This window comes from Comamonas fluminis (genome assembly GCF_019186805.1).
In the GTDB taxonomy this organism is placed as follows: domain Bacteria; phylum Pseudomonadota; class Gammaproteobacteria; order Burkholderiales; family Burkholderiaceae_C; genus Comamonas; species Comamonas fluminis.
In genome coordinates this window covers 1,235,025-1,261,032 of the sequence record NZ_CP066783.1, presented here as the reverse complement: position 1 = coordinate 1,261,032, position 26,008 = coordinate 1,235,025, and the positions used below count along the sequence as shown (strand labels likewise).

General features: G+C 60.5%; 21 protein-coding genes. 10 read left to right on the top strand and 11 right to left on the bottom strand.

Annotated elements, in window-relative coordinates:
- Positions 1-125 precede the first annotated feature (125 nt).
- The 10 genes from JDW18_RS06095 (at position 126) to JDW18_RS06050 (ending at position 13,226) form a co-directional block, all read left to right on the top strand.
- Positions 126-1,298, top strand: coding sequence for a multidrug effflux MFS transporter (locus JDW18_RS06095; protein ID WP_218243786.1), 1,173 nt, complete (start codon positions 126-128; stop codon positions 1,296-1,298).
- 119 nt (positions 1,299-1,417) lie between these two features.
- The gene (locus JDW18_RS06090) at positions 1,418-2,416 is read left to right on the top strand and encodes a Bug family tripartite tricarboxylate transporter substrate binding protein (protein ID WP_218242803.1); all 999 of its coding nucleotides are present in this window, start codon (positions 1,418-1,420) and stop codon (positions 2,414-2,416) included.
- 16 nt (positions 2,417-2,432) lie between these two features.
- The gene (locus tag JDW18_RS06085) at positions 2,433-3,755 is read left to right on the top strand and encodes a sulfatase family protein (protein ID WP_218242802.1); all 1,323 of its coding nucleotides are present in this window, start codon (positions 2,433-2,435) and stop codon (positions 3,753-3,755) included.
- A gap of 117 nt (positions 3,756-3,872) precedes the next feature.
- Positions 3,873-4,880 (top strand): tRNA (adenosine(37)-N6)-dimethylallyltransferase MiaA, encoded by a 1,008-nt coding sequence (gene miaA, locus JDW18_RS06080; protein WP_218242801.1) that lies wholly within the window; start codon positions 3,873-3,875, stop codon positions 4,878-4,880.
- Positions 4,881-4,920: 40 nt separating this feature from the next.
- Complete coding sequence (locus JDW18_RS06075; protein WP_218242800.1) at positions 4,921-5,637, top strand: ABC transporter ATP-binding protein; 717 nt, start codon at positions 4,921-4,923, stop codon at positions 5,635-5,637.
- Between the two features lie 190 nt (positions 5,638-5,827).
- Entirely contained in the window at positions 5,828-7,930 is a 2,103-nt protein-coding gene (locus JDW18_RS06070; RefSeq protein WP_218242799.1) for a TonB-dependent receptor, read from the top strand.
- A 10-nt stretch (positions 7,931-7,940) separates the two neighbouring features.
- On the top strand, positions 7,941-8,648 hold the full coding sequence (locus JDW18_RS06065; protein ID WP_218242798.1) for a PepSY-associated TM helix domain-containing protein: 708 nt from the start codon (positions 7,941-7,943) through the stop codon (positions 8,646-8,648).
- A gap of 132 nt (positions 8,649-8,780) precedes the next feature.
- On the top strand, positions 8,781-11,417 hold the full coding sequence (locus tag JDW18_RS06060; protein WP_218242797.1) for an FtsX-like permease family protein: 2,637 nt from the start codon (positions 8,781-8,783) through the stop codon (positions 11,415-11,417).
- A gap of 135 nt (positions 11,418-11,552) precedes the next feature.
- The gene (locus JDW18_RS06055; protein WP_218242796.1) at positions 11,553-11,993 is read left to right on the top strand and encodes a VOC family protein; all 441 of its coding nucleotides are present in this window, start codon (positions 11,553-11,555) and stop codon (positions 11,991-11,993) included.
- A 90-nt stretch (positions 11,994-12,083) separates the two neighbouring features.
- Entirely contained in the window at positions 12,084-13,226 is a 1,143-nt protein-coding gene (locus tag JDW18_RS06050; RefSeq protein ID WP_425514775.1) for a lipocalin-like domain-containing protein, read from the top strand.
- Here JDW18_RS06050 and JDW18_RS06045 read toward each other — a convergent pair.
- The 11 genes from JDW18_RS06045 to JDW18_RS05995 form a co-directional block, all read right to left on the bottom strand.
- Positions 13,223-13,900: a TetR/AcrR family transcriptional regulator gene (locus tag JDW18_RS06045; RefSeq protein ID WP_218242794.1), complete on the bottom strand. Its 678-nt coding sequence runs from the start codon at positions 13,898-13,900 to the stop codon at positions 13,223-13,225. The two genes, JDW18_RS06050 and JDW18_RS06045, sit on opposite strands and share 4 nt — an antisense overlap.
- A gap of 118 nt (positions 13,901-14,018) precedes the next feature.
- Positions 14,019-16,454 carry a membrane-bound PQQ-dependent dehydrogenase, glucose/quinate/shikimate family gene (locus tag JDW18_RS06040; protein ID WP_218242793.1) on the bottom strand — a complete coding sequence of 812 codons (2,436 nt, stop codon included), beginning with the start codon at positions 16,452-16,454 and terminating at the stop codon, positions 14,019-14,021.
- 223 nt (positions 16,455-16,677) lie between these two features.
- Entirely contained in the window at positions 16,678-17,670 is a 993-nt protein-coding gene (locus JDW18_RS06035) for a branched-chain amino acid ABC transporter permease (protein ID WP_218242792.1), read from the bottom strand.
- Positions 17,671-17,683: 13 nt separating this feature from the next.
- A complete protein-coding gene (locus JDW18_RS06030) occupies positions 17,684-18,568 on the bottom strand; it encodes a branched-chain amino acid ABC transporter permease (protein WP_218242791.1) in 885 nt (294 codons plus the stop codon).
- A 50-nt stretch (positions 18,569-18,618) separates the two neighbouring features.
- On the bottom strand, positions 18,619-19,815 hold the full coding sequence (locus tag JDW18_RS06025) for an ABC transporter substrate-binding protein (protein WP_218242790.1): 1,197 nt from the start codon (positions 19,813-19,815) through the stop codon (positions 18,619-18,621).
- A gap of 54 nt (positions 19,816-19,869) precedes the next feature.
- Positions 19,870-20,589, bottom strand: a complete 720-nt coding sequence (locus JDW18_RS06020; protein ID WP_218242789.1) for an ABC transporter ATP-binding protein — start codon at positions 20,587-20,589, stop codon at positions 19,870-19,872.
- A 110-nt stretch (positions 20,590-20,699) separates the two neighbouring features.
- Positions 20,700-21,467 (bottom strand): ABC transporter ATP-binding protein, encoded by a 768-nt coding sequence (locus tag JDW18_RS06015; RefSeq protein WP_218242788.1) that lies wholly within the window; start codon positions 21,465-21,467, stop codon positions 20,700-20,702.
- Positions 21,468-22,100: 633 nt separating this feature from the next.
- On the bottom strand, positions 22,101-22,634 hold the full coding sequence (locus JDW18_RS06010) for a DUF1178 family protein (RefSeq protein ID WP_218242787.1): 534 nt from the start codon (positions 22,632-22,634) through the stop codon (positions 22,101-22,103).
- 8 nt (positions 22,635-22,642) lie between these two features.
- The gene (locus JDW18_RS06005; protein ID WP_218242786.1) at positions 22,643-22,948 is read right to left on the bottom strand and encodes a DUF2818 family protein; all 306 of its coding nucleotides are present in this window, start codon (positions 22,946-22,948) and stop codon (positions 22,643-22,645) included.
- A 56-nt stretch (positions 22,949-23,004) separates the two neighbouring features.
- A complete protein-coding gene (nuoN, locus tag JDW18_RS06000) occupies positions 23,005-24,498 on the bottom strand; it encodes an NADH-quinone oxidoreductase subunit NuoN (protein ID WP_218242785.1) in 1,494 nt (497 codons plus the stop codon).
- Between the two features lie 24 nt (positions 24,499-24,522).
- Entirely contained in the window at positions 24,523-25,998 is a 1,476-nt protein-coding gene (locus JDW18_RS05995; RefSeq protein WP_218242784.1) for an NADH-quinone oxidoreductase subunit M, read from the bottom strand.
- Between the last annotated feature and the right edge of the window lie 10 nt (positions 25,999-26,008).

Here is a 26,008-nt window from a genome sequence, read left to right as displayed (position 1 = left end):
ATCACCCGCTCTCTGCTACGCTGACGCCCATGTCAGCGCCGCTACCAGACCCTTCGCCCTCATTGCCAGATCAGGCCAAGCCCATTGCAGAACAAGCGCCATCCGCTAGCAATTCTGCAGCATGGATGATTCTCATCCTGGGCCTACTGCTGGGGCTGCAGCCGCTGGCCACCGATATGTATCTGCCCGCCCTGCCGCTGATTCAGCAGGGCTTTGGCGCCCATGTCTCGCAGGCGCAGTTGACGCTGACGGCATTCCTGCTGGCTTTTGGCTGCTCTCAGCTGTTCTGGGGCCCGCTGTCAGACCGCCTGGGCCGCAAGCCTGTGCTGCTGCTGGGCCTGAGCGGCTATGTGCTGGGCGCCATAGGCTGCGCCAGCGCACAAAGCATGGATGCACTGATTGCCTGGCGTGCGCTGCAAGGCGCGGCACTGGGCGCGGCCGTCATGTGCGCACGCGCCGTGGTGCGCGACCTGTATGCGCCGCATCTGGGTGCGCAAGTCATGTCCAAGGCTTTGACGGGGCTGGGCGTGCTGGCATTTCTGGCACCCGTCAGCGGCAGCCTGTTCGTGGTCTGGCTAGGCTGGCGCTCCACCATGCTGGCGCAGGCGCTGATGGGCTGCGTCGCCTGGCTGATGGTGGTGCTGCGCTTTCAGGAATCCATTCCCCAGCGCAACCCCAAGGCGCTACACCCGGCCAATCTGCTGGGCACCTGGGCACGCATTGTGTGCAACCCCATGTTTCAGGCCTACAACCTACTGACCTGTTTCACCTATGCAGGCCTGTTCACCAATCTGGCCGCCTCGTCCTTCACCTACATCAATGTGCTGGGCATGGACAGAACCCACTACGGCCTGATGATGGGTTTCAACGCTCTTTGCTACATCAGCGGCACCTTTGCCTGCCGCCGCCTGCTGCGCAGCATGAGCGTGCAGCGCGCCGTAGCCGTGGCGGGCGGGCTCTCGCTGGTGGCGGGCACCATCATGGGCATTGCTGCACTGGCCGGTCTTCGCAGCATCTGGGTCTATGCCCTGCCGTTTTGCCTGTATCAGGTGGCCCACGGCATTCACATGCCTTGCGGGCAGAGCAATGCCGTGGCGCCGTTTCCGCAGGCCGCCGGTACGGCGTCTGCCATCAACGGCTTTGTAATGATGATCATCGCCTTTGCCATGGGCCACTGGTTGGGCCTGCATCTGGACAGCAATTCCACCGCGCCGCTGGCGCTGGGCGTGTGGTTCTGGTCGGCCTGCACGGCCATCACGGCGTGGACGCTGGTGCGGCGTTTTGGCATCAGCAAATAATGATTTGAAATAAGATGTTTAAGCTATTTAAAAACCAGTTTTTATTATTTTTCTTTTTATAGAGTTTTTTTCAGAATGCACGGACTGGCCCACGCGCCGCACTTTTGTGATCTCCGTCCATGCATTCCCGCCGTTCATTTCTGCAGCAATCGCTGCTTGCCGCCAGCGCCGCTGGTTTCTCTCTGAGCTCTCTGGCCAAAGCGGCTGAATCCTCTGCCGTACCCCAGGCCAGCCGCATTCTGGTGGGCTTTGGCGCAGGCGGCGGCATTGATCTGCTGGCCCGCGTGCTGGCCGAAAGCATTGCCGCGCAGCTGGGCAAGAGCCACTACGTGGTGGTCGACAACAAGCCCGGCGCCAATGGCCAGATTGCGGCGCAGATTCTGCTCAATGCGCCCAGCGACGGCGGCACCTATCTGATTGCCCCGCTGATTACGCCGGTGCTCTCGCAGATCGTTTACAAAAAACCCGGCTACGACCCGGCGCGTGATTTTTCTCCCGTCGGCCTGCTGGCGCATTTTCAGTTCGGTCTTGCCGTGCCCGCCAAGCACCCGGCGCGCAATATTCAGGAATATGTGGCCTGGCTCAAGGCCCACCCCGACAAGGCCAACTTCGGCAGTCCGGCCGTGGGCAGCCTGCCGCACTTCTTTGGCCTGCTGCTGGGCGAAGCCGCTGGCGTCAACATCGTGCATGTGCCCTACAAAGGTGGCCCTGCCATGATGACCGACCTTATCAGCGGTCAGCTGGCTTCTGCCATCCAAACCACCAGTGAACTGGCGCCGCTGCACAAGGAAGGCAAGGTGCGCATTCTGGGCACCTTCGGCGCCCAGCGCAGCCGCGAACTGCCCGATGTACCCACTTTTGCCGAAGCCGGCTACCCCAAGGCCACCGGCAGCGGCTGGTACAGCCTGTGGGCGCGCAAAGGCACATCACCCGATGCGATTGCCACCGTCAACCGCGCCGTCAATCAGGCACTAGCCGACCCCAAACTTCAACCCAAATGGGCCGAGCTATCGCTACAGCCCGACCCGCGCACACCGCAGGCGCTGGAGCAACTGCGCGTGGCCGAGATTGCCAAGTGGCGCCCTGTGATTACCAACTCTGGCTTCACGATTGAATAACAACAAAGACTGACTCATGACTGCACCGAATATTGTTTTCATCCTGGCCGACGACCTGGGCTGGGCCGACCTGGGCGTTTATGGCGCCACCGATTTCAAGACACCGCACCTGGACCGCCTGGCCGCACAGGGCGTGCGCTTCAATCAGGCCTATGCCAACTCTGCCGTGTGCTCGGCCACGCGCATTGCGCTCATTACCGGGCGCTATCAGTACCGCCTTCAGGCAGGGCTGGAAGAGCCGCTGGCCCGTTATGGCGCGCAACTGGGCCTGCCGCCCGATCACCCCACGCTGCCGTCGCTGCTCAAGCAGGCAGGCTATGACACCGCGCTGATCGGCAAATGGCACCTGGGCAAGCCGCCCGCCTATGGCCCGCAGCGCAGCGGCTACGACTATTTCTTTGGCAATCACAGCGGCGCCATTGACTACTTCACGCACAAGCCTGGCGTGGGCGAGCAGTTCAGCGCCGACCTGTGGCAGGGCGACGAGCCGGTGGAGCGCACGGGCTACTACACCTACATCCTGGGCGATGAAGCCACGCGCTATGTGCATGAGCGCAAGGAAATCGACAAGCCGTTTTTCCTGTCGCTGCACTTCACCGCGCCGCACTGGCCCTGGGAAGGCCCGGACGATGAGCATGTGGCGCACAGCATCAAGGATCTGTTTCACTACGACGGCGGCAGCCTCAAAAAATACGGCGAAATCGTCGAAGCCCTGGACAAGGCCGTGGGCCAGGTGCTGCAGGCGCTGGATGAGACGGGCCAGGCCGACAACACCATCGTCATCTTCACCAGCGACAACGGCGGCGAGCGCTTTTCCAAGACTTGGCCCTTTACCGGCCAGAAGACCGAGCTGCTGGAAGGCGGCATCCGCGTGCCCACGCTGCTGCGCTGGAGCCAGCGCATTCAGCCCCAGGTGCAGGAACAAGTCACCGCCACGTTTGACTGGCTGCCCACCTTGCTGGCTGCCGCCGGGGCACCGCAAAGCCCGGACTTTCCCAGCGACGGTCAGAACATCCTGCCGATTCTGGAAGGCAGCGCCAGCAACACGGACCGCACCCTGTTCTGGCGCTACAAATCGCAAAGCCAGCGCGCCGTGCGCCAGGGCCCGTGGAAATACCTCAAGATCAACGACAACGAGTTTTTGTTCAATGTGGTGGAAGACGCCCGCGAGCGCGCCAACCTCAAGAACCACCAGCCTGAAATCTTCGCCCGGCTGCGCAAACAGTGGGAAGAGTGGAACGAGCAGTTGCTGCCCATCACCGCTGAAAACTACAGCCACGGCCTGTCGCCCGATATTCAGGCAGACCGCTATGTGCCAACGCGCGTGAGCCAGGGTTAGGAGCCGCTCTAAGCCCCGGCGCGGCGCCAGGCGGCTGGCTGCGTTATCCTCACACCCCGCAAGAACCAATGGCCCCGGTCATTGGTTCTTGTGCTTTGACCTGACCGGATTTCGCCCATGACTGCTGCCCACGCCCTGCCCTGTATCGCCATTGCCGGCCCCACTGCCTCGGGCAAAACTGCCGCTGCGCTGGCACTGGCCGAGCGACTGGCTCAGCGGGGGCAAAAGGCAGAAATCATCAGCGTGGATTCAGCGCTGGTTTACAAAGGCATGGACATCGGTACCGCCAAGCCCACAGCGGCAGAGCTGGCCGCCGTGCCTCACCACCTGATCGACATCATCGACCCGCTGCAGTCATACAGCGCTGCCGAGTTTGTGCGCGACACACAGAAGCTGGTCGATGAAATTCGCGCACGCAGCGCCATCCCGCTGCTGGTGGGCGGCACCATGCTGTACTTCAAGGCGCTGATGGATGGGCTGGACGATATGCCCGCCGCAGACCCCGCAGTGCGCGCCATGCTGGACGCACAGGCGGCCGAGCTGGGCTGGCCCGCCATGCATGCAAAGCTGGCCGAGGTGGATGCGGTGACGGCAGCACGCCTGGCGCCGGGCGACAGCCAGCGCATTCAACGTGCACTGGAAGTCTGGCATGTTTCCGGCAAGCCTCTATCGAGCTTTCACACTACCAAAAACAAAGCAGGCCCCGCAGAGCAGATGGGGCTTGCAGCGCTTTTTTCCTTGGAACCCACAGACCGCGCCTGGCTGCACCAGCGCATTGCACTGCGCTTTGACCTGATGCTGGAGCAAGACTTTCTGAGTGAAGTCAAAACACTGCGTGCACGCGGCGACCTGCACCCGGACCTGCCTTCCATGCGCTGTGTGGGCTACCGTCAGGCCTGGGAAGTGCTGGACGCCTTTGAAACCAACCCCGCCAAGCCGCTGGACATGGCGGGCCTGCGCGAACGCGGCATTGCCGCCACCCGCCAGCTGGCCAAGCGCCAGATCACCTGGCTGCGATCCATGCCCCAGCGCCATGCCATTGCCTGCGATGCCCCCGATGCCCAGCAGCAACTGCTGGGTGCGGCCATGGCCGTCATTGATGCAGCGCAGCAAGCCAGCCGCTAGTCTGCACAGGCTATGCAGCCGCGCTGGTTAAGATGGCTTCATGCCCGCCAATGCCGCTGCCCCCACCTCCGCACATCCTCTGCTGCAAGTTCAGGATCTCGCCAAACGCTATGGTGAGGGCGATGCGCAAAGCAGCGTCTTCGAGCATGTGAGCTGCGAAGTTTCAGCAGGGGAATTTGTCGCCATCGTCGGCAACTCCGGCGTGGGCAAGTCCACGTTTCTGAACTGTCTGGCGGGCCTGGACAGCTGGCAGCAAGGCCGCGTGCTGCATCAAGGCGTGGACCTTTCCAGCCTTGACGAATCCCAGCGCGCACTGTGGCGGCGTGCCCATCTTGGCTTTGTGTTTCAGGCGTTTCATGTACTGCCGCATCTGGATGTGGCGCAAAACATTGCCCTGCCGCTGATGCTGCTGGGCCGCATGAATCCAGAAGGTCAGCAGCGTGTGCAGCAGGTGCTCAATGCTGTCGGCCTGCAAGGGCTGGGCCAGCGCCTGCCGCAGCAGCTGAGCGGCGGCCAGCTTCAGCGCGTGGCCATTGCACGGGCCATTGTGCATTCACCGCCGCTGCTGCTGGCCGATGAACCCACGGGCAATCTGGACCCCTCAACCGCCGCACAGATCATGGATTTGCTGCTGCAGCAAACCCGCGACAACGGCACTGCGCTGGTGCTGGTCACCCACTCGGCAGACGCTGCCAAACGCGCAAATCGCGTGCTGCGGCTGACGGCCAGCGGCATAGAGACCGCTCACCCCGCTTGAGCCACCCTATACACGACAGCGCCCTCCCCATTATTTCTGTACCGTAAAGTACACGTAAATAAGATTGATTTTCATTTATGATTCACACACTTTTGCATCGCAAATAGGTTGTAGCCAATTGAAGCCGGGGGCCTCCTTCGGCGAATACCCGCCAAGCCATCTCAAAAAAACTTCATATAACGAGGTATTCATGGCATTCAGGTATTCGCCGCTGGCAGCGGCATTGGGTCTGGCGTTTTCCAGCGCAACATGGGCTCAGCCCGCATCCGAAGTCGTGCTGGGCGAAATCCAGGTTCGTGGCGACAGTCAGCAGCAGGAGGCCGGCTACAACCCGCCCACAGCCACCAGCGCCACCAAGATCGAAGCGCCGCTGCGCGATATTCCTCAAACAGTCAATGTGGTGCCGCAAAGCCTGCTGCGGGACCAGGCCGCACAGTCCATGCAGGATGCGCTCAAGACAGTGCCCGGTGTGGGCCTGTCACACGGCGACGGCCAGCGCGATCAGGTCACCATCCGGGGCTTCTCGGCCATTGCCGATCAGTTTGTGGATGGCCTGCGTGACGATGCGCTGTACTTTCGCGACCTGTCCAACATCGAGCAGATCGAGGTCCTCAAAGGCCCCGCTTCGGTACTTTACGGACGCGGCTCATCGGGCGGCCTGATCAACCGGATCACCAAGAAGCCGGGCAGCAATCTCAGCGAGGTGGGCATTACTCTGGGCCGCTGGAATCAGCGCCGCGGCGAGTTTGACCTGGCCCGCGCACCGCAGGACAGCATCGTTTCCTACCGCCTGACGGGAGCCATCGAGCGCGCAGACAGCTACCGTGACCAGCAATTCCTGGACCGCAAGGCTCTGGCGGCCTCGGTACTCATCAAGCCCAGCACCGACACCAGCGTGCTGCTGCAGGCCGATTACCTGAAAGACCAGCGCCTGACCGATTTCGGCATACCTGCCTACCAGGGCAGACCTGTCAATGTGTCACCCGGCACTTATTACGGCGCGGCCAACGCCAGGGATGTAGATGTCAGCCGCGCTGAAGTGGCATCGCTGGGCATGACGCTCAACCACCGCATCAATGACGAATGGTCGGTTCGCAATGCCTTGCGCTACTACGACTATTCGCTGGACCGCAGCAACACGCTGGTGGGGTCCGTCAATGAAAAAGCCATGACCGCATCGCTGACGCGTGGCGCCATTCAGCGCGAAGAAGATGGCTTCTTCAACCAGACCGAGCTAACCCAGAAAGTTCAGCTAGGGGGCATGAAACACCAGTTGCTGTACGGCTTCGAGTTTGGCCGCCAGAGCAAGGGATTGCTGTCATACAGCCGTGCCAATGTCGCTACGGTTTCGCTGCTGAACCCTGTGCTGCCCACCCTGCCACTGCAGATTGCGGGCAATCCTTCGGCCAACAATCAAAGCACCTTCAAGGTAGCCAGCGCCTATGTGCAGGATCTGGTGAGCATCACACCCCAATGGAAAGCGCTGGCGGGTGTGCGCTATGACCGCTTCCAGCAAGAGACTCAGGAGCGTCTGCCTGGCAAACCTGATCTGGGCCGCACCGATACGGCCTGGAGCCCCCGCATCGGTCTGGTCTATCAGCCTTCAACCACCTGGTCGTATTACGCTTCGTGGAGCAAATCCTTCCAGCCGTCTGGCGAGACCTTTGCACTGGCCGCCAGCAATGCGCAGCTGGCTCCCGAAAAAACCACCAGTCAGGAAGTGGGCGTGAAGTGGGAGCGCCCGGATGGCAAGGTGTCCGTCACGGCCTCGCTGTTCAAGCTGGAACGCACCAATATCAAGAGCACCGACCCAACGACCAACACCGTCGTGCCTCTGGGCGTGCAGCGCACCAACGGACTGGAGCTGACCTTTGCTGGCGAAATTGCACCTAGCTGGCAAGTCTGGGCGGGCTATGCCTTCCTGGACGGCGAGATGACCACCTCACCTGCCATGGACGCAGGCCAGCCAGTGCAAGGCAAGCGCCCCACGCTGACCCCAAGACAAAGTGCCAACCTCTGGGTCACCAAGGCTGTGGGCAACGGCTTTGGTCTGGGAGCAGGCATGAACTATGTGGGGGCCCGATTCGCTAACCCCGGCAACACGGTCACCCTGCCTGGCTACACCACGGTGGATGCGATGGCCTACTACCGCAAGGGCCCGTGGGATGTTCAGCTCAAGCTCAACAATCTGCTCAACCGCAGCTATATCGTGGCCGGTCACGGCAGCTCGCCCAACCTGAACCTGCCAGGCGCTCCGCGCTCTGCCCAGGTCGTGGCGCGCTATCGCTTCTAAAACCCGCTCCATGCAAAAAGTCCTGGAGACTGAACTGCAGCCGCAAGCAGGCGCGGTGAACCCGCCGCGCCCTGCCAGGTCTGGCGGCGGCCATCTGTTTGTTCCGGCTCGCTGGCACAGGCCTGTGGTTCTGAAATGGCTGCGGCGCACCCACGCCTGGCTTGGAATGTGGGGCGCCGCGCTGGGCCTGCTGTTTGGCGCAACCGGCCTGCTGCTCAATCATCGTGCCACGATGAAGATTCCAGGCCCGGCCCATAACAATACGCAGTGGCAGCTGAGCCTGGCACAGCAGCCCGCCGATATTGATACGCTGGTGCTCCAATTGCAGCAGGAACTGGCCATAGCCAAACCACCACATCAAAAAAAGGTGGAAGCAGCAGGCCCTGCGCCCTGGCCCGGTGCCATGCAGCCTGAGCGCTGGCTGATTGCCTTTGCCACCCCCAAGGCCACGGTCAATGCCGAATACTGGGTGGGGAACCTCTCGGTATCCATCAAGCGCATGGACCCGAATCTTCTGGCCAAGCTGAACCGTTTGCACATGGCCACAGGTGCATCAGCCGCCTGGATTTTGCTGACAGACACTCTGGCTGGCGCTTTGATTGCACTGTCTTTGACTGGCATGCTTTTGTGGACCAAGTTGCACGGCTCACGGCTGCTGGCGCTTGGCATTGGCGGAACCAGCCTTGGGCTGTTGCTGCTTCTTGGCATCAGCGCCTGAACCAGGATGCCCCGCAACGGGTGATGTTTGATGGGGCTTGAGCTGGGTCAGCAGCTCCGCCCCCTCGGCAAAAGCGACCAGTGCACTTGCCAGTAACATCCGGGAAGCCACCGCTTCCTCGTCACTGCCGCCGTGAACTCCCGCTCCACACTTTTTCAGTTGCTGACCAGCTTCTCCTGGCAAGAGCTGCGCCAGCACCCCTGGCGCACAGCTACGGCGCTGGTTGCCATCATGCTGGGCGTGGCATTGGGCTTTGCCGTGCATGTCATCAACCAGTCGGCACTGGATGAATTCTCACGTGCAGTGCGCAGCGTCAACGGCCAGCCGGACCTGCAGTTGCATGCCATGCAGGGCGGTCTGCCGCTGGCGCTATACCCGCAGGTGGCGCAGAACGCAGGTATTACGACCGCTGTTCCCTGGCTGGAAACCACGGTGCTGCTGCCTGCCAGTGAGACCGATCCTGCCTCCGGCGACAGCAGTGCCAGAAACACCCGGGGCGCGGCGCAAGGCAGCACGCTCAGGGTACTGGGCAGCGATGCCATCAAGCTCGCCCCCGTGGCCCCCGCGCTGATGCCGCGCTTGTTCCAAGGCGCCAGCCGTCTGGACCTGTTTGCGCCTGATGCTGTGTTTCTCAACGCAGCGGCCCTGCAGGTGCTCAAGCTCAACCCCGAGCAGGCTGTCAACGCCCGCTTTCAATGGCTGCTCAATGGCCAGCTTCAGACCCTGCGCATTGCAGGAACAGTAACTGCCAGCGGCGCTGCGGTGGCCGTGATGGATATAGCCGCGCTGCAGGAAAAGCTGCAGCGCTTTGAGCAGATCGACCGCGTGGATGTTCTGCTGTCTGGCAGCGCCAGCCGCAGCCAGGTCATCAAGGATTTGCACGCCCTGCCCGCCTGGCAAAGCCAGGTTCTGGTTCAGCAGCCCAGCGATGACCAGCAACGCGTGGGGGAGATGTCTCGTGCCTACCGGGTCAACCTCACGGTGCTGGCGCTGGTCGCTTTGTTCACCGGGGCGTTTCTGGTGTTTTCGGTACTGGCCCTCAGTGTGGCCCAGCGCGCGCCGCAGTTTGCGCTGCTGGCCGTGCTGGGCGCCACGCCGCGCCAGCGCATGGCGCTGGTGCTGCTGGAGGCGCTGGTGCTGGGTCTGTTGGGCAGCATTGCCGGTATCGCTCTGGGTAGTCTGCTGGCCTGGCTGGCCCTGCACATGCTGGGCGGCGATCTGGGTGGAGGTTTTTTTGCAGGCGTGCAACCTGCCCTGCAATGGAGCCCGCTGGCCGCGCTGGTGTTTGGGCTGCTGGGCGTGATTGCCACGCTGGCGGGGGCCTGGTGGCCCGCGAGATCAGCCATGGATTTACCGCCCGCAGCCACACTCAAAGGTCTGGGCAGCAACCATGAGGCGCAGCCCCGTATCTGGCCCGCGCTGGCGCTGCTTGCGGCCAGCGTGGCTCTGGCTTTTATGCCGCCTGTGGCGGGCATTCCACTGGCAGCGTATATCGCCGTGGGCTTGCTGCTGCTGGGCGGCATGGCGGCTCTGCCCTGGTTGCTGGGTGCGGTGCTGGGCCTGATGCCCAACAGCTTGTCGCAGCAACCCTTGTCCATGCTGGCGCTGGAGCGCGCGCGGCGCATGCGCCGATCTACCACTGTGGCGGTGGGTGGCGTGGTGGCCAGCTTGAGTCTGGCCGTGGCGCTGACGGTCATGGTCACCAGCTTTCGCGGCAGCATGATGCAGTGGCTGGACGCCGTGCTGCCCGCGCCGCTGTATGTGCGCGCAGCGGGCGGCAGCAGCCGCGCCGATGCAGCGCTTTTGCCCGCCGATGCGGCGCAGCGCCTGTCTCAACTGCCCGGCATTGCCCGCGCCCAGCCCATGCGCAGCAGCACGCTTTTGTTGAGCCCCGAAAAGCCCGCCATCAGCATCCTGGTGCGCCCTCTCAAAGGCGCTGACGCTCAGCAACTGCCGTGGGTGCAAGGCCCTGTGGAGGCACAGCGCCCCGGCATTCCCGTGCATATCAGCGAGGCCGTGGCCCAGCTCTACGGCCTGCAGCCGGGCGACGACTGGCCTTTGCTATCCAAGGCTTTCAGCACGCAATCGCAGACACATCAAGCGCAAGCAGCTACTTTTTATATAGCAAGCATCTGGCGCGACTATGTGCGCCAGTTCGGTGCGATTGCGCTGGACTGGCAAGACTATCTGGCGCTGGGTGGTGACGGGCAAGTCAGCGAAGTGGCCCTCTGGCCGCAGGGCACACCACCCACGCAGCAAGCCATGGAATCAGCGTTGACGAGCAACGGCCAGGCCACGCCCGCGCTGGAATTTGTCAGCAGCACCGCGTTGCGCGAGCGGTCACTGCGCATCTTTGACCGCAGCTTTGCCGTCACCTACTGGCTGCAGGCCGTGGCCATTGCCATTGGCCTGTTCGGCATTGCCGCCAGCTTCAGCGCCCAGGTACTGGCGCGGCGCAAGGAATTTGGCCTGCTGGCCCACCTGGGGCTCACGCGCCGCAACGTGCTGACCGTGGTGGCGGCCGAAGGCCTGGCATGGACAGCGCTGGGCGCGCTGGCAGGCACGCTGCTGGGCCTGGGCGTGGCCGTGATTCTGGTGCATGTGGTCAACCCGCAAAGCTTTCACTGGACCATGGAGCTGCGCCTGCCGCTGCTGCGCCTGCTGAGCCTGGCTGCCGCCGTGGTGCTGGCTGGCGTTATCACCGCATGGCTGGCCGGGCGCAAGGCTGCCAGCACCGATGCAGTGCTGGCCGTCAAGGAAGACTGGTAGCCATGTACCAGGCATACAGACAGCGCTGCACCAAGAGCCAGTACTGAGAGCTGCACTGGCGATTGTGGTTTCCGACTGACTCCCGAAACCGCCGGGCGCACAATGGCATACCCAGCTTCTGCTTCAGGAGGTTCCATGCAAGTCCAGTCCTATCTTTTCTTTGATGGCCGCTGCGAAGAGGCTCTGAATTTCTACCAAGCCGCGCTGGGTGCCGAAGTTACGGCGCTGATGCGTTTCAAGGATGCGCCACCCCAGCCCGATCACCCCTCTCAGGAAGGCTGTGGCCCTGCGCAGGCAGACCCGGAAAAAATCATGCACGCCAGCTTCAAAATTGGCGAAACGCAGATCATGGCGTCTGACGGCATGAATGGCGGCAAGCCCGATTTCAAAGGCTTTTCCCTGTCCATCGAAGCGCCCAATGAGGCCGAGGCCGAGCGTCTGTTTACCGCCATCAGCCAGGGCGGCGCCATCCAGATGCCACTGGGGCCCACATTTTTCGCACGCAGCTTTGGTGTGACTGCTGACCGCTTTGGCGTCGGCTGGATGGTGATTGTTCCGCTGCCCGATATTGGCTGAGATCATGCTCCCCCAAGTCTGCGAAGAAAGCACAGATAACTACAGTGACAATGGGGCATGCGAAAAACGCCTCTGACTCTTCGCTCCCCCTTGTCTGCTTCCACCTTATCTGCTGCCACCTTGTCACGCAGGCTCACTTTGCAGACGCTGGCGGCCGCAGGCCTTGGCCTGAGTCTGCCGCCGTCCGCAATCGCCCTGCCCCGCAAGACTTTGCAATTTCCGCGCGATTTTGGCAGCCACCCTGATCTGCAAACCGAGTGGTGGTACATCACCGGCCAGTTACAGGCGGGCGGCAAGCGCTGGGGCTTTCAGCTCACGTTTTTCCGCTCTCGCGTGGGAGTGGCTCAGGCCCTGCAATCGCCGCTGGCGGCCAGGCAGCTGATCTTTGCGCATGTGGCACTCAGTGATGTGCAAGCCCGGAAACTGCGCCATGACCAGCGCATGGCGCGTGCGGGTCTGGGCCTTGCGGGCGCCAGTGAAACCGACACCCATGTGCACATCAACGACTGGTTTCTGCAGCGCGAAACTGCCACCGGCCAGCGCCCCGAACAAGCCAGCCATTACCGTGCCCAACTGGCTGCGGATGGCTTTGCACTGAATCTTGAATTTGATAGCACCCAGCCATTGCTACTGCAGGGCTTGAATGGTCTTTCTCACAAAGGCCCGCAAGACGACCAGACCAGCTATTACTACAGCCAGCCCCAGCTCAAGGTCAGCGGCTCCATCGTGGTCGATGGCAAACATCTGCCCGTGCAGACCAGCGAGCACAACCGCGCATGGCTGGACCATGAATGCAGCGAATCCATCATGGATGCGAACGCGCAGGGCTGGGACTGGATCGGCATGAATCTGGACGACGGCAGCGCCCTCACAGCCTTTCATCTGCGCCGCAAAACGGGCGGCGCACTATGGGCTGGTGGCTCATTTCGCGCACCGGGCCAGAAGGCGCAAATCTTTGGTGCAGACATGGTGCATTTCGAGCCACTGCGCCACTGGGTCAGCCCACGCACGCAGACCCGTTACCCTGTGGCCTGGCGTGTGCAAACACCTGCGGGGCACTACGAGGTGCATGCCTTGTTCGACGACCAGGAACTGGACAGCCGCGCCAGCACAGGAGCCATTTACTGGGAAGGCTTGAGCGAGCTGCGCCGCCTTGGCAGCAATGGTGCCAGCCAGATTGTGGGCAGCGGCTATCTGGAAATGACAGGCTACGCAGCCACGATGAAGCTTTAGAGAGATTCGCGGACTGGTGCGACCAGCCGGGAGAGCTGGTCAAGCAGCAGCTGCAGATGCCGCTCGCGCAAGCTGTCGCCCAGCAAATCCACCTCCAGCAGGCTACGCCAGGTGGCAGCATGATCGACCCGGAAGCTGGACAGGGCCGAGATCAGGTAGTGCACATCAACGGCACTGATGCCGCTGCGAAAAACACCTTGCTTTGCGCCACGCTCCAGAATGCGCTCCACCGGCTCCAGCGCGGCTTTGCGCAGCAAATCGGTCTTGGAAATCTGGCCCAGCATTTCGCCGCCCTGAAAGTTCTCCTGCAGCACCAGGCGCGTGAACTCCAGGTTTTGCTCGTGGTATTCAAAGCTTTTTTGGGCCAGCGCGTGCAGGGCTTGCAAAGGCGCCATGGCATCCAGGTTGAGCATCTCTTCGGACTCGCGAATGTCCGAATAACTTTGCTCGATGACGGCCAAGTACACGTCTTTTTTGTTGCCAAAGTAGTAGTAGAGCATGCGCTTGGCGCAGCCTACTTTGGCCGCAATGCGCTCAAGGCGTGCACCGTCATAGCCGTAGTTGGCGAACTCGGTCTTGCCCGCATCCAGCAAGGCGCGGCGCATATCGGCCGCCGCCTCGTCTGCCTCGGTTGGCTGGCTCTGGGAAACTTCAAGACCTTGCTGCTCGCTCACGACCACTGCTCCATTGACTCAGGCGCAGCAGCGTACCACGCAAGCAAGCCATGAAAAAAGCCATGGCACTTGCGCACCATGGCTTAAAGCGATCAGTTCTGAATGAACTTATTTAGCGCTACCGGGCGCTACCGGGCAGCGCATAGGCAATCACATAGTCACCGCGATCAGGCGACTGGCGCGCACCGCCAGCCGAAATCACCACATACTGCTTGCCCGTCTTGGGCGACTTGTACGTCATGGGGCCACCCTGGCTGCCCACGGGCAGACGGCCCTTCCAGACTTCCTTGCCGGTGGCGCTATCCCAGGCGCGCAGGTAGTAGTCCTGCGTGCCTGCGAAGAACACTAGACCGCCTTGCGTGGCCAGCGTGCCGCCCAGTGTGGGCAGACCCACAGGCATGGGCATGCGCATCTTGATACCCATGGGGCCCTGGTCCTGCACCGTGCCCACAGGCACTTGCCAGACGACCTGCTGGGTCTTCATGTCAATGGCGGTCAGCGTGCCGAATGGAGGCTTCTGGCAGGGAATGCCCAGAGGCGACATGAATCGGTCCTTCATCACGGCATAAGGTGTGCCGCCCAGCGGTACCTGACCCATGCCGGTGTTGGGTGCTTCACCGCCGTCAGACAGCTTGGCATCCTTGTTCTGCGGCACCATCTGCACCCACAGGCCCAGACGCATATCGTTCACAAAGATCAGATTCTGGGTAGGGTCTGCCGACAGGCCACCCCAGTTCATGCCGCCCAGCGAGCCGGGGAAGCTCAAAGAGACATCGGTATCCGGCACGGTGAACAGGCCGTCATAGCGCATGGACTTGAACTTGAGACGGCAGATCAGTTGATCCACAGGCGTTGCTCCCCACATATCGGCTTCGGTCAGGGTTTGCGTGCCGATCTGCGGCATGCCCACAGACAGCGGCTGTGTTGGCGAGTACTTTTCATTGGGAATGGTGCCGGGCTTGACGGCCACGTCTTCCACCTTGGTCAGTGGCTGGCCGCTCTTGCGGTCCAGCACAAAGATCTGACCTGCCTTGGTGCCCACCACCAGCGCCGGGGTCGTCTTGCCGTCTTGTTGCGGGAAGTCGATCAGCGTGGGGGCCATGGGGATGTCAAAGTCCCACAGGTCGTTGTGCACGGTCTGGTAAACCCACTTTTCCTTGCCCGTGGCTGCATCCAGCGCCAGGATGGAGGAGCCGTACTTCAAGTCAGCCGCAGAGCGCGTGGCGCCATACAGGTCCACCGAGGCCGAGCCCATGGGCAGGTACACGGTGTTGGAGCTGGGGTCATAGGTAGTACCCGCCCAGACGTTGGCGGACGAACGTGTGTAGTTTTCGCCGGGCTTGAGCACTTCATTGGGCGTGGCCGAGCCGGAGTCGAACGCCCAGCGCTGGGCACCAGTCACCACATCAAAGCCGCGAATCACGCCGCCAGGCATATCGACTTGCACGTTGTCAGCCACACGGCCGCCCACCACGATGGTGGTGCCAGCAACCGTGGGGGCCGAGGTCAGTGTGTAGAAAGCCGGGTTGGGAATCTTGCCAATGCCCTGCTTGAGATCAACCACGCCGTGGTCGCCAAACTCATCGCACAGCTCGCCGTTATCCGCATTGATGGCAAACAGGCGCGCATCAATGGTGTTCATCAAAATGCGGCGCTTGCAGGCAGCCCCAGCAGGCAGACTGACAGCCTGCACAGGTGTGGAGCCGGGCACGCTGGGTGCGGCAATCGGCGCATCGGCGTCGAAATACGCAAGACCGCGGCAGCGTTCCCACACACCGCCCACATGCGAGTTGGTGTCATGGCGCCACAGTTGCTTGCCGGTGTCTGCGTCCAGCGCAATCACGTTGTTGCTGGGGGTGCACAGGAAAACCTTGTCGCCCACCTGCAGCGGGGTCAGCTGATCTTCAGCGCCCGCGCCCGTGGATTTAGGCACATCGCCAGTGCGGAAAGTCCAGGCCACCTGCAACTGGTTGACGTTGCCCACATTGATCTGGTCCAGCGCAGCAAAACGGTCGTTGTTGCTGCTGCTGCCGTAGTGGCTCCAGTCCTTTTGCTCGCTGGCGGCATCCACAGGCTTGCGCGTCGCGCTGGCCTGGTTCTGCACTTCGGGATGAACCTGAAACATGGAAACAAACGCTGCCAGACCCGCCAGCAGCAAAACGCCTGCGGCCGCAAACGCGGGCTTGGCATGGCTTGGCTCTTCAGCCTTGCGCAGCAGCGGCATGCTGGCCAGCACCACCACGGCGCCAAAGGTCAGCGCCAGCAGGCGCGAGATCAGGCCCCAGTAGTCCAAGCCCACATCGGCCAGCGCCCAGATTACCGTGGCGGCAAACGTCAGCAGATACAGCCATGCACCAGCACGGCGGCGGCGCAGCAGCTGCACGCCCGACAGCAGCAGGCCCAGGCCGGCTAGCAAAAAGTACCAGCTGCCGCCCAAGCTGATGAGCTTTCCACCACCGATCAGAAAGAACAGGCCAGCCAGTGCCAGCACCGCCCCTAGAACCCCCATCCAGATACGTGCGGCCATGGGTTGAGACCGCTCCTCTTGTGTCATTTCGAACCTCCAGCTGTCCATCTGCAGTACCAGCCTGCCGCTGTGCATTGCATTGACGCTTTTTTGATGTGAGAAAAAAAGTCCATTGTTTATGAGAAATAAAGTCCACAGCCTCAAACCGTGTACCGGATATTTCAGAAAACTCTGAAAATTCATCTTCACGCACTGCTGCAGACACAAAAAAGGCCGCTTGAAGCGGCCTTGGTAAAAGTGAAGTCAGCGGCTATTTGCGGCGATCCAGCCAGGCAATCAGCTCGCCCATGATGCCCTTGCGGAACAGCAGCACGCACAGCACAAAGATCAGACCCGTGACAATGGTGACCGATTCGCCCAGCGTGTTGAACCACTCCACACCCGTGGTGTGCGCCAGAAAAGTGCCCAGATCACCAATCTTGTTTTCCAGCGCCACCACCACGGCAGAGCCAACAATGGGGCCAGACAAAGTACCCAGCCCGCCCATCAGCGTCATGAGAATGACGTGGCCAGAGGTTGTCCAGTGCACATCCGACAGCGTGGCAAAGCCCAGCACCACGGTTTTGAGCGAGCCAGCCAGCCCCGTCAGCGCCGCAGAGATCACAAAAGCCAGCAGCTTGAAGCGGTTGACGTCATAACCCAGCGAGATAGCGCGCGGCTCGTTCTCCTTGATGGCCTTGAGCACCTGACCAAACGGCGAATGAATGGTGCGCACGATCAGCAAAAAAGCCAGCGCCACAATCACCAGCGCCACGTAGTACATGACCAGGTCATTGCTCAGATCAATCACACCAAACAGCTTGCCACGTGCCACGCCTTGCAGACCATCTTCACCGCCGGTGAACTTGGCTTGCAGCGCCACGAAGAACAGCATCTGGGCCAGTGCCAGCGTAATCATCGAAAAATAGATGCCCTGGCGGCGAATGGCCAGCCAGCCAAAGATCAGGCCCAGCGCTGCACCCATCAAGGTGCCCAGCAGCATGCTGACCTCAGGCGTGAAGCCCCAGGCCTTGATGCTGTAACCCGCCACATAGGCTGCGCCGCCCAGGAATGCTGCATGGCCGAACGAGAGCAGCCCCGTGTAGCCTAGCAGCAGATTGAAGGCCGAAGCAAACAGTGCAAAGCACATCAGCTTCATCACAAACACCGGGTAGGCACCGACAAAGGGTGCAACGACCAGGCCCAGCAGCAGCAGGCCGTAGCCCACCGGGGCAATGCGTTGAACAAGCGTCTTGGATTTCATGTCGTGCGCCCTCTTATTTTTCTTTACCGAACAGGCCAGCGGGGCGAATCAGCAAAACAATGACCATGATGAAGAAGACGACGGTGGATGAGGCTTCAGGCCAGAAAACCTTGGTCAGCCCTTCAATCACACCCAGTGCAAGGCCAGTGATGATGGAGCCCATGATGGAGCCCATGCCGCCAATCACCACCACGGCAAACACGACGATGATGAGGTTCTGCCCCATCAGCGGCGTGACCTGATAGACAGGCGCGGCCAGCACCCCGGCAAAGGCGGCCAGCGCTGCGCCAAAGGCATAGGTCAGCGTAATCATGACCGGCACATTGACGCCAAAGGCTTCAACAAGGCGCGGGTTCTCGGTGCCTGCACGCAGATAGGCGCCGATGCGGGTTTTCTCAATCACAAACCAGGTGGCCACGCAAACCACGATGGATGCCACAACCACCCATGCGCGGTAGTTGGGCAGGATCATGAAGCCCAGATTGGTGGCGCCTTCCAGCAGCTCTGGCGTGTCGTAGCCCAGACCCGACACACCATAAATCGAGCGGAACACACCCTCGATCAACAGCGACAGCCCCAGCGTCAGCAGCAGGCCGTAGAGATGATCGAGCTTGTAGATCCACCTTAGCAAAAAGCGCTCTATCAGCACCCCCAGCAAACCAACCAGCAAGGGCGACAGAATCAGCATCACCCAATAGTTGATCTGGAAATAGCTCATGGCCATCCAGGTGACCATGGCCCCCAGCATGAACAAGGCACCATGCGCAAAGTTGATGACGTTGAGCAGGCCGAAAATCACAGCCAGACCCAGACTCAAAATGGCATAGAACGAGCCGTTGACCAGCCCCAGAAGGAGCTGGCTCAACAAAGCGGGCAATGAGACACCAAAGATTTCCATGAGAGATACGCTGGTAGGTGTGGGGTGTGCTTCAGAGCGGTTCTAAACGCTTACTTCCAGAGCGCGCACTTGGTTTCAGCCTTGGTCGTCCAAACCGTATCGGCTGGCAGCTTGTTCAGCACCTTGAGGTAATCCCATGGCTTGGTGGACTCGCTGGGCTTCTTGGCCTCGACCAGATACATATCGTGGGCAAACGTGCCGTCCGGACGAATCACGCCCTTGCCGTAGAAGTCGTTGATCGGCGTGCTCTTCAGATAGGCCATGACCTTGTCTGGATTGGTGGTCTTGACGGCTTCGACGGCCTTCAGATACGTCATCACAGCCGAGTAGTTGCCAGCCTGCACATCGGTAGGCATGCGCTTGGTCTTGGCAAAGAACTTGTTGGCAAACTTGCGCGATTCGTCATTCATGTCCCAGTACCAGCTGGTGGTGTGCAGCAGGCCTTCGGTGTTCTTCAGGCCCAGGCTGTGAATATCGGTCAGGAAAACCAGCAGACCAGCGGTCTTCATGGTCTTGTTGATACCGAATTCCTTGGCCGCCTTGATGGCGTTGATGGTGTCGCCACCGGCATTGGCCAGACCCAGAATATGGGCCTTGGAGTTCTGAGCCTGCAGCAGGAAGGATGAGAAGTCCGAAGCGTTGAGCGGGTGCTTGACCGAGCCCAGCACCTTGCCGCCCTTGGCGTTGATGACCTTGGTGGTGTCGGACTCCAGGGCCTGACCGAATGCATAGTCGGCCGTCAGAAAGAACCAGTCCTTGCCACCGCGATCGACCACGGCACCGCCCGTGCCCTTGGCCAGTGCCACGGTGTCATACACATAGTGCACGGTGTAGGGGTTGCACTGCTCGTTGGTCAGCGCGGAGGAACCCGCGCCATTGTTGAAGTGCACACGCTTTTTCTCATTGGCCACCTGAGAGACGGCCAGCGCCGTACCAGAGTTGGTGCCGCTGAACACCAAAGAGATGTTCTGCGTATCAATCCACTCGCGCATCTTGGAGGCAGCAATGTCGGCCTTGTTCTGGTGGTCGGCGCTCATGAATTCAATGGGCTGGCCCAGCGCCTTGCCACCGAAGTCCTCAATCGCCATCTGCATGGCAATGGCGCCGTTCTTTCCGTCCACATCGGCGTAGAGGCTGGACATATCGGTGACGAAACCGATCTTCACTTTTTCCTGTGCCTGCACCAGAGGGCTGGCCAGACCCGCGGCCACCAGCATGCACGACAGAACACTCAGTTTTGCTTTCATCACAGTCTCCTGGTTAAGTCTTATTGGGGAAACAATCGAGAACTTGCTGCTGCGCTATACGCCCAGCAGCTCATTGAGGGTGGACATCTTTTCTTCCAGCTCGCTGGCACCAAAACGCAGCGCAACGTGGCCGTGCTCAACCACATAGAAGCGGTCGGCCAGCGGCGCAGCAAAGCGGAAGTTCTGCTCCACCATCACCACGGTGTAGCCCTTCTCGCGCAGCGTGGTGATCATTCGCGCAAGGGCCTGCACGATGACGGGTGCCAGCCCTTCGGAGATTTCATCAAGCAGCAGCAGGCGTGCGCCCGTGCGCAGAATGCGGGCCACCGCCAGCATCTGCTGCTCGCCCCCCGAAAGACGCGTGCCCTGGCTGTTGCGACGCTCGTACAGATTGGGAAACATCTGATAGATCTCGTCGATGCTCATGCCGGGCTGGCCGGTCTTGAGCGGCGGCGGCAGCATTAGGTTTTCCTCGCAAGACAGGCTGGAGAAAATGCCGCGCTCTTCAGGGCAGTAGCCCACGCCCAGATGGGCGATCTTGTGCGTGGGCATGTGCACAGTCTCCACCCCATTGATCTTGATGGAACCCTTGCGCGACCCCGTCAAACCCATGATGGCGCGCAGCGTGGAAGTGCGACCCGCGCCATTGCGGCCCAGCAGCGTCACCACTTCGCCGGGATGCACCACCAGATCCATGCCATGCAGCACATGCGACTCGCCATACCAGGCATTAAGTCCCGAAATTTCCAGTGCCGGAGTACTTGTTTTATTCATTCACATCACTCAAATCAAGCATGCGCAAAAGTCAGGGGCAGCGAGCAAAGGCCGCCCTGCGGCGAGGCTGCCGTCCCCCTGGGGGAAGCCGCGAGGCGGCACAGGGGGGATCAATGACCATTCAGTTGCCCATCCGTAGTCCCCATATACGCTTCCATCACCTGCGGGTTGCGCGAAACCTCTTCATAGCGGCCTTCGGCCAGCACCGCTCCGCGCTGCAGCACAGTGATGCGGTCGGCAATGGTGGAGACCACCTTCATGTTGTGCTCCACCATCAAAATCGTGCGGCCCGCCGAGACCTTTTTGATGAGCTGCGTCACACGGTCCACGTCTTCATGGCCCATGCCCTGGGTGGGCTCGTCCAGCAGCATCAACTCAGGCTCCATGGCCAGCGTGGTGGCAATCTCCAGCGCACGCTTGCGGCCATAGGGCAGGTTGATGGTGATTTCATCGGCCATGTCCTGCAGACCCACTTCGGTCAGCAGCTCCATGGCGCGGTCATTGAGTTTGTCCAGAGACTTTTCGCTGGTCCAGAAATGAAACGCCGTGCCCAGCTGACGCTGCAGACCAATGCGCACGTTCTCCAGCAAGGTGCAGTGCGGAAACACTGCCGAGATCTGAAACGAGCGGATCACACCACGCCGGGCAATCTGCGCTGGCGGCTCACGCGTGATGTCCACACCGTTGAAACGGATGGTTCCCGAGCTGGGCTCCAGAAATTTGGTCAGCAGGTTGAAGCAAGTCGTCTTGCCTGCACCATTGGGGCCGATCAGCGCATGGATGGAGCCACGCTGCACCGCCAGATCCACCTTGCTGACGGCGGTGAATCCCTTGAACTCTTTGGTGAGCTGTCTGGTTTCGAGAATAAGGTCGCTCATGCGCGCTATGCCAGTCCTGAGTGCGAGACAACAAGTCAAATGACAGAGCGGTCTTGAACTCGCTCTCCCCTAGGTCAGGCATCTTGGTCCTCCGGGCACGCAAGCCGCAGCGGGAAACTCCTAGGCAGCACGCTTCGTCCTGCCTATGCTTTTCCCTAGGATTCCAGCAGTAAAGGCCACCACAGAAGGAGCATGCACTCACATTAAAAATCAAAGACACCAATGAGTTGATCTTGCATATCAGCTGCACGACACAAGGCAAACACGGCTCTACCGCACAGCTGATAGGCGCTAAGCGCTATCAAAATGAATAGATATCCGGATATGAGCGGCGCGACTCAGGAAAGCTCTCCCTGTCGAAAACCCGTAGCAAGGCAATAACCTTTGGCGTCGCTAAGTTACTAGCTGCTGCACTCTAAATATGCTTGCTGTTTGTCGTCCAAAATCCAGAAAGCGACAAAGATAGCTATGCATTTCACAGCAGCCAGCGCTATCTAGCTATCAGATTTGATAGTCAATCATCCTCAGCTCTTTGTTTGTTCTGCGACAGGCGCTATCAAAACTACAGCAACCAAAAAGCCAGCAGCTCATGGAACTGCTGGCTTGATGCAATGAATGATGCAGGAAAGCGGCTTACTGCAGGCTGCCGCCACCTTCGTTGCCAGCGCTTTCTGGCAAAGCCAATGGCACAACGCCAATGCCCTCTTCCAGCAACTCCAGCGCCTCTTTCGTGCTGGTCTGGCCGCGAATGGCACGGTCCTCGGTTTCGCCGTAATGCATGCGGCGGGCTTCTTCCGCAAAGTGCTTGCCCACGTCTTCGGTGTTTTCTGCCACTTTGCGCGACCACTGCACCCAGGCACTTTGCATGGCGTGCAACTGCTCACGCGCCTCTGCGCTGATCTCTGGCATCTGGGCTGCAGCGGGCACAGGAGCCGAGGCAGGCTGTGCAGGCGCGGCAGATGGAGTGTTCTGCGCGGCAGCCGCTGCTTTAGGTGGCTGCGCACCCAGGTTGATTCTGGGGGCGCTCAGGCGCTTGGTCACATCACTGTCACCGCACATGGGGCATTGCACCAGTTTGCGCTGCAACTGATTCTGAAAATCATCTTCCGATGCAAACCAGCCTTCAAAGACATGGCCTGCAGGGCAGTGAAGATCAAGCACTTTCATGGGATGTTTCAGCCCTTGCGGTGAACCAGGTAGCGGTACACAAAGCCGGGGAACGCCAGCGTCAGAAACAGCGCGCCGGTAACGGCATAGAACTCCCAGCCCTGCGGAGCATTCTGACCAGCACGGTGCTCCAGCACCATGCCCAGAGCGCCCACCAGCAGGTAGAGCGCCAGCATTTCAAGCAGGCGCACCCACAGGGGCTTGCGGCCAGCCATGACGGGGCCGACGATGGCCAGTCGCTGGTTGATAAAAGGCAAATTGGCTGCCACAAGGGCAGCCAAGATGATGAGCCAGATGGAGGCGGTACTAGACACTGAACCAATCCTAGAAAAAGTAATGAGGGCATCAAGCCCTCATTACGTTCGTCTTATCAGGAAGCCAGGGCGCGGACAACAGCGTCGGCGCACAAGGCCATCAGTCCGCCGGGCAGGATACCCAGCAGCAGAACCAGCGCACCATTGATGGTCAGCACAACGCGCACATCCAGAGGAGCGGAAACGCTGGTAGCTGTGATTGGAGCATCAAAGTACATGACCTTGACCACGCGCAGGTAATAGAAGGCGCCGATCAGCGACATGATGACCGCGAACACAGCCAGACCGATGTACAGGCTGCTGCCCGAAGCAATCAGTGCCTGCAGCACGGACAGCTTGGCGTAGAAACCCACCAGCGGAGGAATACCGGCCATGGAGAACAGGCAGATAGCCATCACGCCAGCGTACAGCGGGCTACGCTGGTTGAGACCTGCCAGGTCAGCAATCTCTTCGCTTTCAAAGCCTTCGCGGGCCAGCAGCAGAATCACACCGAAGGCTGCCAGAGCAGTCAGCACATAGGTGATGATGTAGAACATGGCGGAGCTGTAAGCGTTCTCGACAGTAGCAGGATCAACCTTGCCATCGACCACGCCCGACATCAAACCCAGCAGCACAAAGCCCATCTGGGAAATGGTCGAGTAAGCCAGCATACGCTTGAGGCTGGTTTGCTGCAAACCGGCAAGGTTACCCACCAGCAGCGAGCACACGGCCAGCACCATCAGCATCTGCTGCCAGTCCACTGCCAGGGGCAGCAGGCCGTCCACCAGCAGGCGGATGGTCATGGCAAACGCAGCCAGCTTGGGCGCGCCACCGATCAGGGCGGTAATCGCAGTAGGAGCACCCTGGTAAACGTCAGGCACCCACATATGGAAAGGCACCACGCCCAGCTTGAAGGCCAGACCTGCAACCACAAAGACCAGACCGAAGACCAGCACCTGGTGCTTGATTTCACCAGAGTAGATTGCCTTGAAGACTTGGCCGATATCGAGCGAGCCGGTTGCGCCATACAGCATGGACATGCCGTACAGCAGGAAACCGGAAGCCATGGCGCCCAGCACAAAGTACTTCATGGCCGCTTCCACCGAAGCGGTATGGTCACGACGCAGCGCCACCAGCGCGTAGCTGGACAGGGTCAGCAGTTCCAGACCCAGATACAGGACCAGGAAGTTGTTGCCGCTGATCATGATGAACATGCCCAGCAGAGACAGCATGGACAGCGTGAAGAACTCACCGCCGCGCAGCATGTCACGCTCAGCCGCGTAAGGGCGGCCATAGACCATGGTGATCATCATGGCGATCGTGGCAAAGCACTTGAGCCAGTTGCCCATGGCGTCCGAGACAACCATGTTGCCCCAGCCGTAGAAAGTGTTGCCGCTCGCGGCATACATGCCTTGCATCACCGCTACGACAAGCAGGGTGAGCATGGTCAGAACATAGGTGCCGGTGCGACGGGCGCTTGAAACGCCCAGGTCCACCAAGGCAATGACGCAGGCCATGACCAGGAGAGTGATCTCCGGGTAGATCGCCAGCCAGCTGATGTTGTCAATCATCTCGTGTCTCTCGTTTCAGTCGGGTCAGTTGAGCTTGCTCACAGCCACATGCTTGATGAGCTCAGCCACAGACACGTCCATCACATCTGTGAAGGGCTTGGGATACAGGCCCATGACCATCACGGCCACTGCCAGCACGCCCAGCACCAGGAACTCACGGCAGTTGATGTCCTTGAGCTCGGCCACGTGGTCATTGCCCACAGGGCCCAGGTAAACGCGCTTGTACATCCACAGCGTGTAGGCGGCACCAAAGATCAGAGCCGTAGCAGCGCCCACACCGATCCAGAAGTTGTACTGCACAGCACCCAGGATCACCATCCACTCACCCACGAAGCCAGCCGTTGCAGGCAGACCGCAGTTAGCCATGGCAAACAACAGAGCAAAGGCCGCAAACTTGGGCATGGTGTTGACCACACCGCCGTAAGCTGCGATTTCACGCGAGTGAACGCGGTCGTACAGCACGCCAATGCACAGGAACATGGCGCCGGACACAAAGCCGTGGGCAATCATCTGAACCAGGCCACCGGAGATGCCCAGGTTGTTGAACATGAAGAAGCCCAGAGTCACAAAGCCCATGTGAGCCACGGACGAGTAAGCCACCAGTTTTTTCATGTCGCGCTGAACCAGAGCCACCACGCCCACGTAGATCACAGCGATCAGGGACAGGGTGATCATCAGGCCGGACCACTCATGGGCTGCATCAGGAGCGATAGGCAGCGAGAAGCGCAGGAAACCGTAAGCACCCAGCTTCAGCATGATGGCAGCCAGCACGGCGGAACCACCGGTAGGCGCTTCCACGTGAACGTCTGGCAGCCAGGTGTGCACGGGGAACATTGGGACCTTCACGGCAAAAGCCGCGAAGAAAGCAAAGAAGATCAGTGTCTGTGCGGTGCCGGACAGGGGCAGCTTGTGCCAGTCCAGGATCTCGAAGCTGCCACCCGACTGGGTGTACAGATAGATCAGGGCAACCAGCGTGAGCAGTGAGCCCATCAGGGTGTACAGGAAGAACTTGAAGGCTGCGTAAATACGGTTCGGGCCGCCCCAGATACCGATGATCAAATACATCGGAATCAGCGTGGCTTCGAAGAACACGTAGAACAGCATGCCGTCCAGTGCAGAGAACACGCCAATCATTAGACCCGAGAGGATCAGGAAGGCGCCCATGTACTGGTTCACGCGCTCGGTGATGTTGGCCCACGATGCGATCACCACGATGACCGTGATAAAGGCTGTCAGAGGCACAAACCACATGGAGATGCCATCCACACCGAGGTGGTAGTGGATGTTGAAGCGCTCGATCCAGAGCATGTTCTCCACAAACTGCATGTTGGCAGTCGTGGTGTCAAAGCCGGTGACCAGAGGAATGGTCACCGCCAGGCCGATCAGCGCACCAATCAGGGCCAGCCAGCGCACTGCATTGGCTTGCCCTTCTTTGCTGAAGACCAGCAGGAGGGCACCGAACGCAATCGGCACCCAGATAGAAAGACTCAACAAACCCATTTTTGTTCTT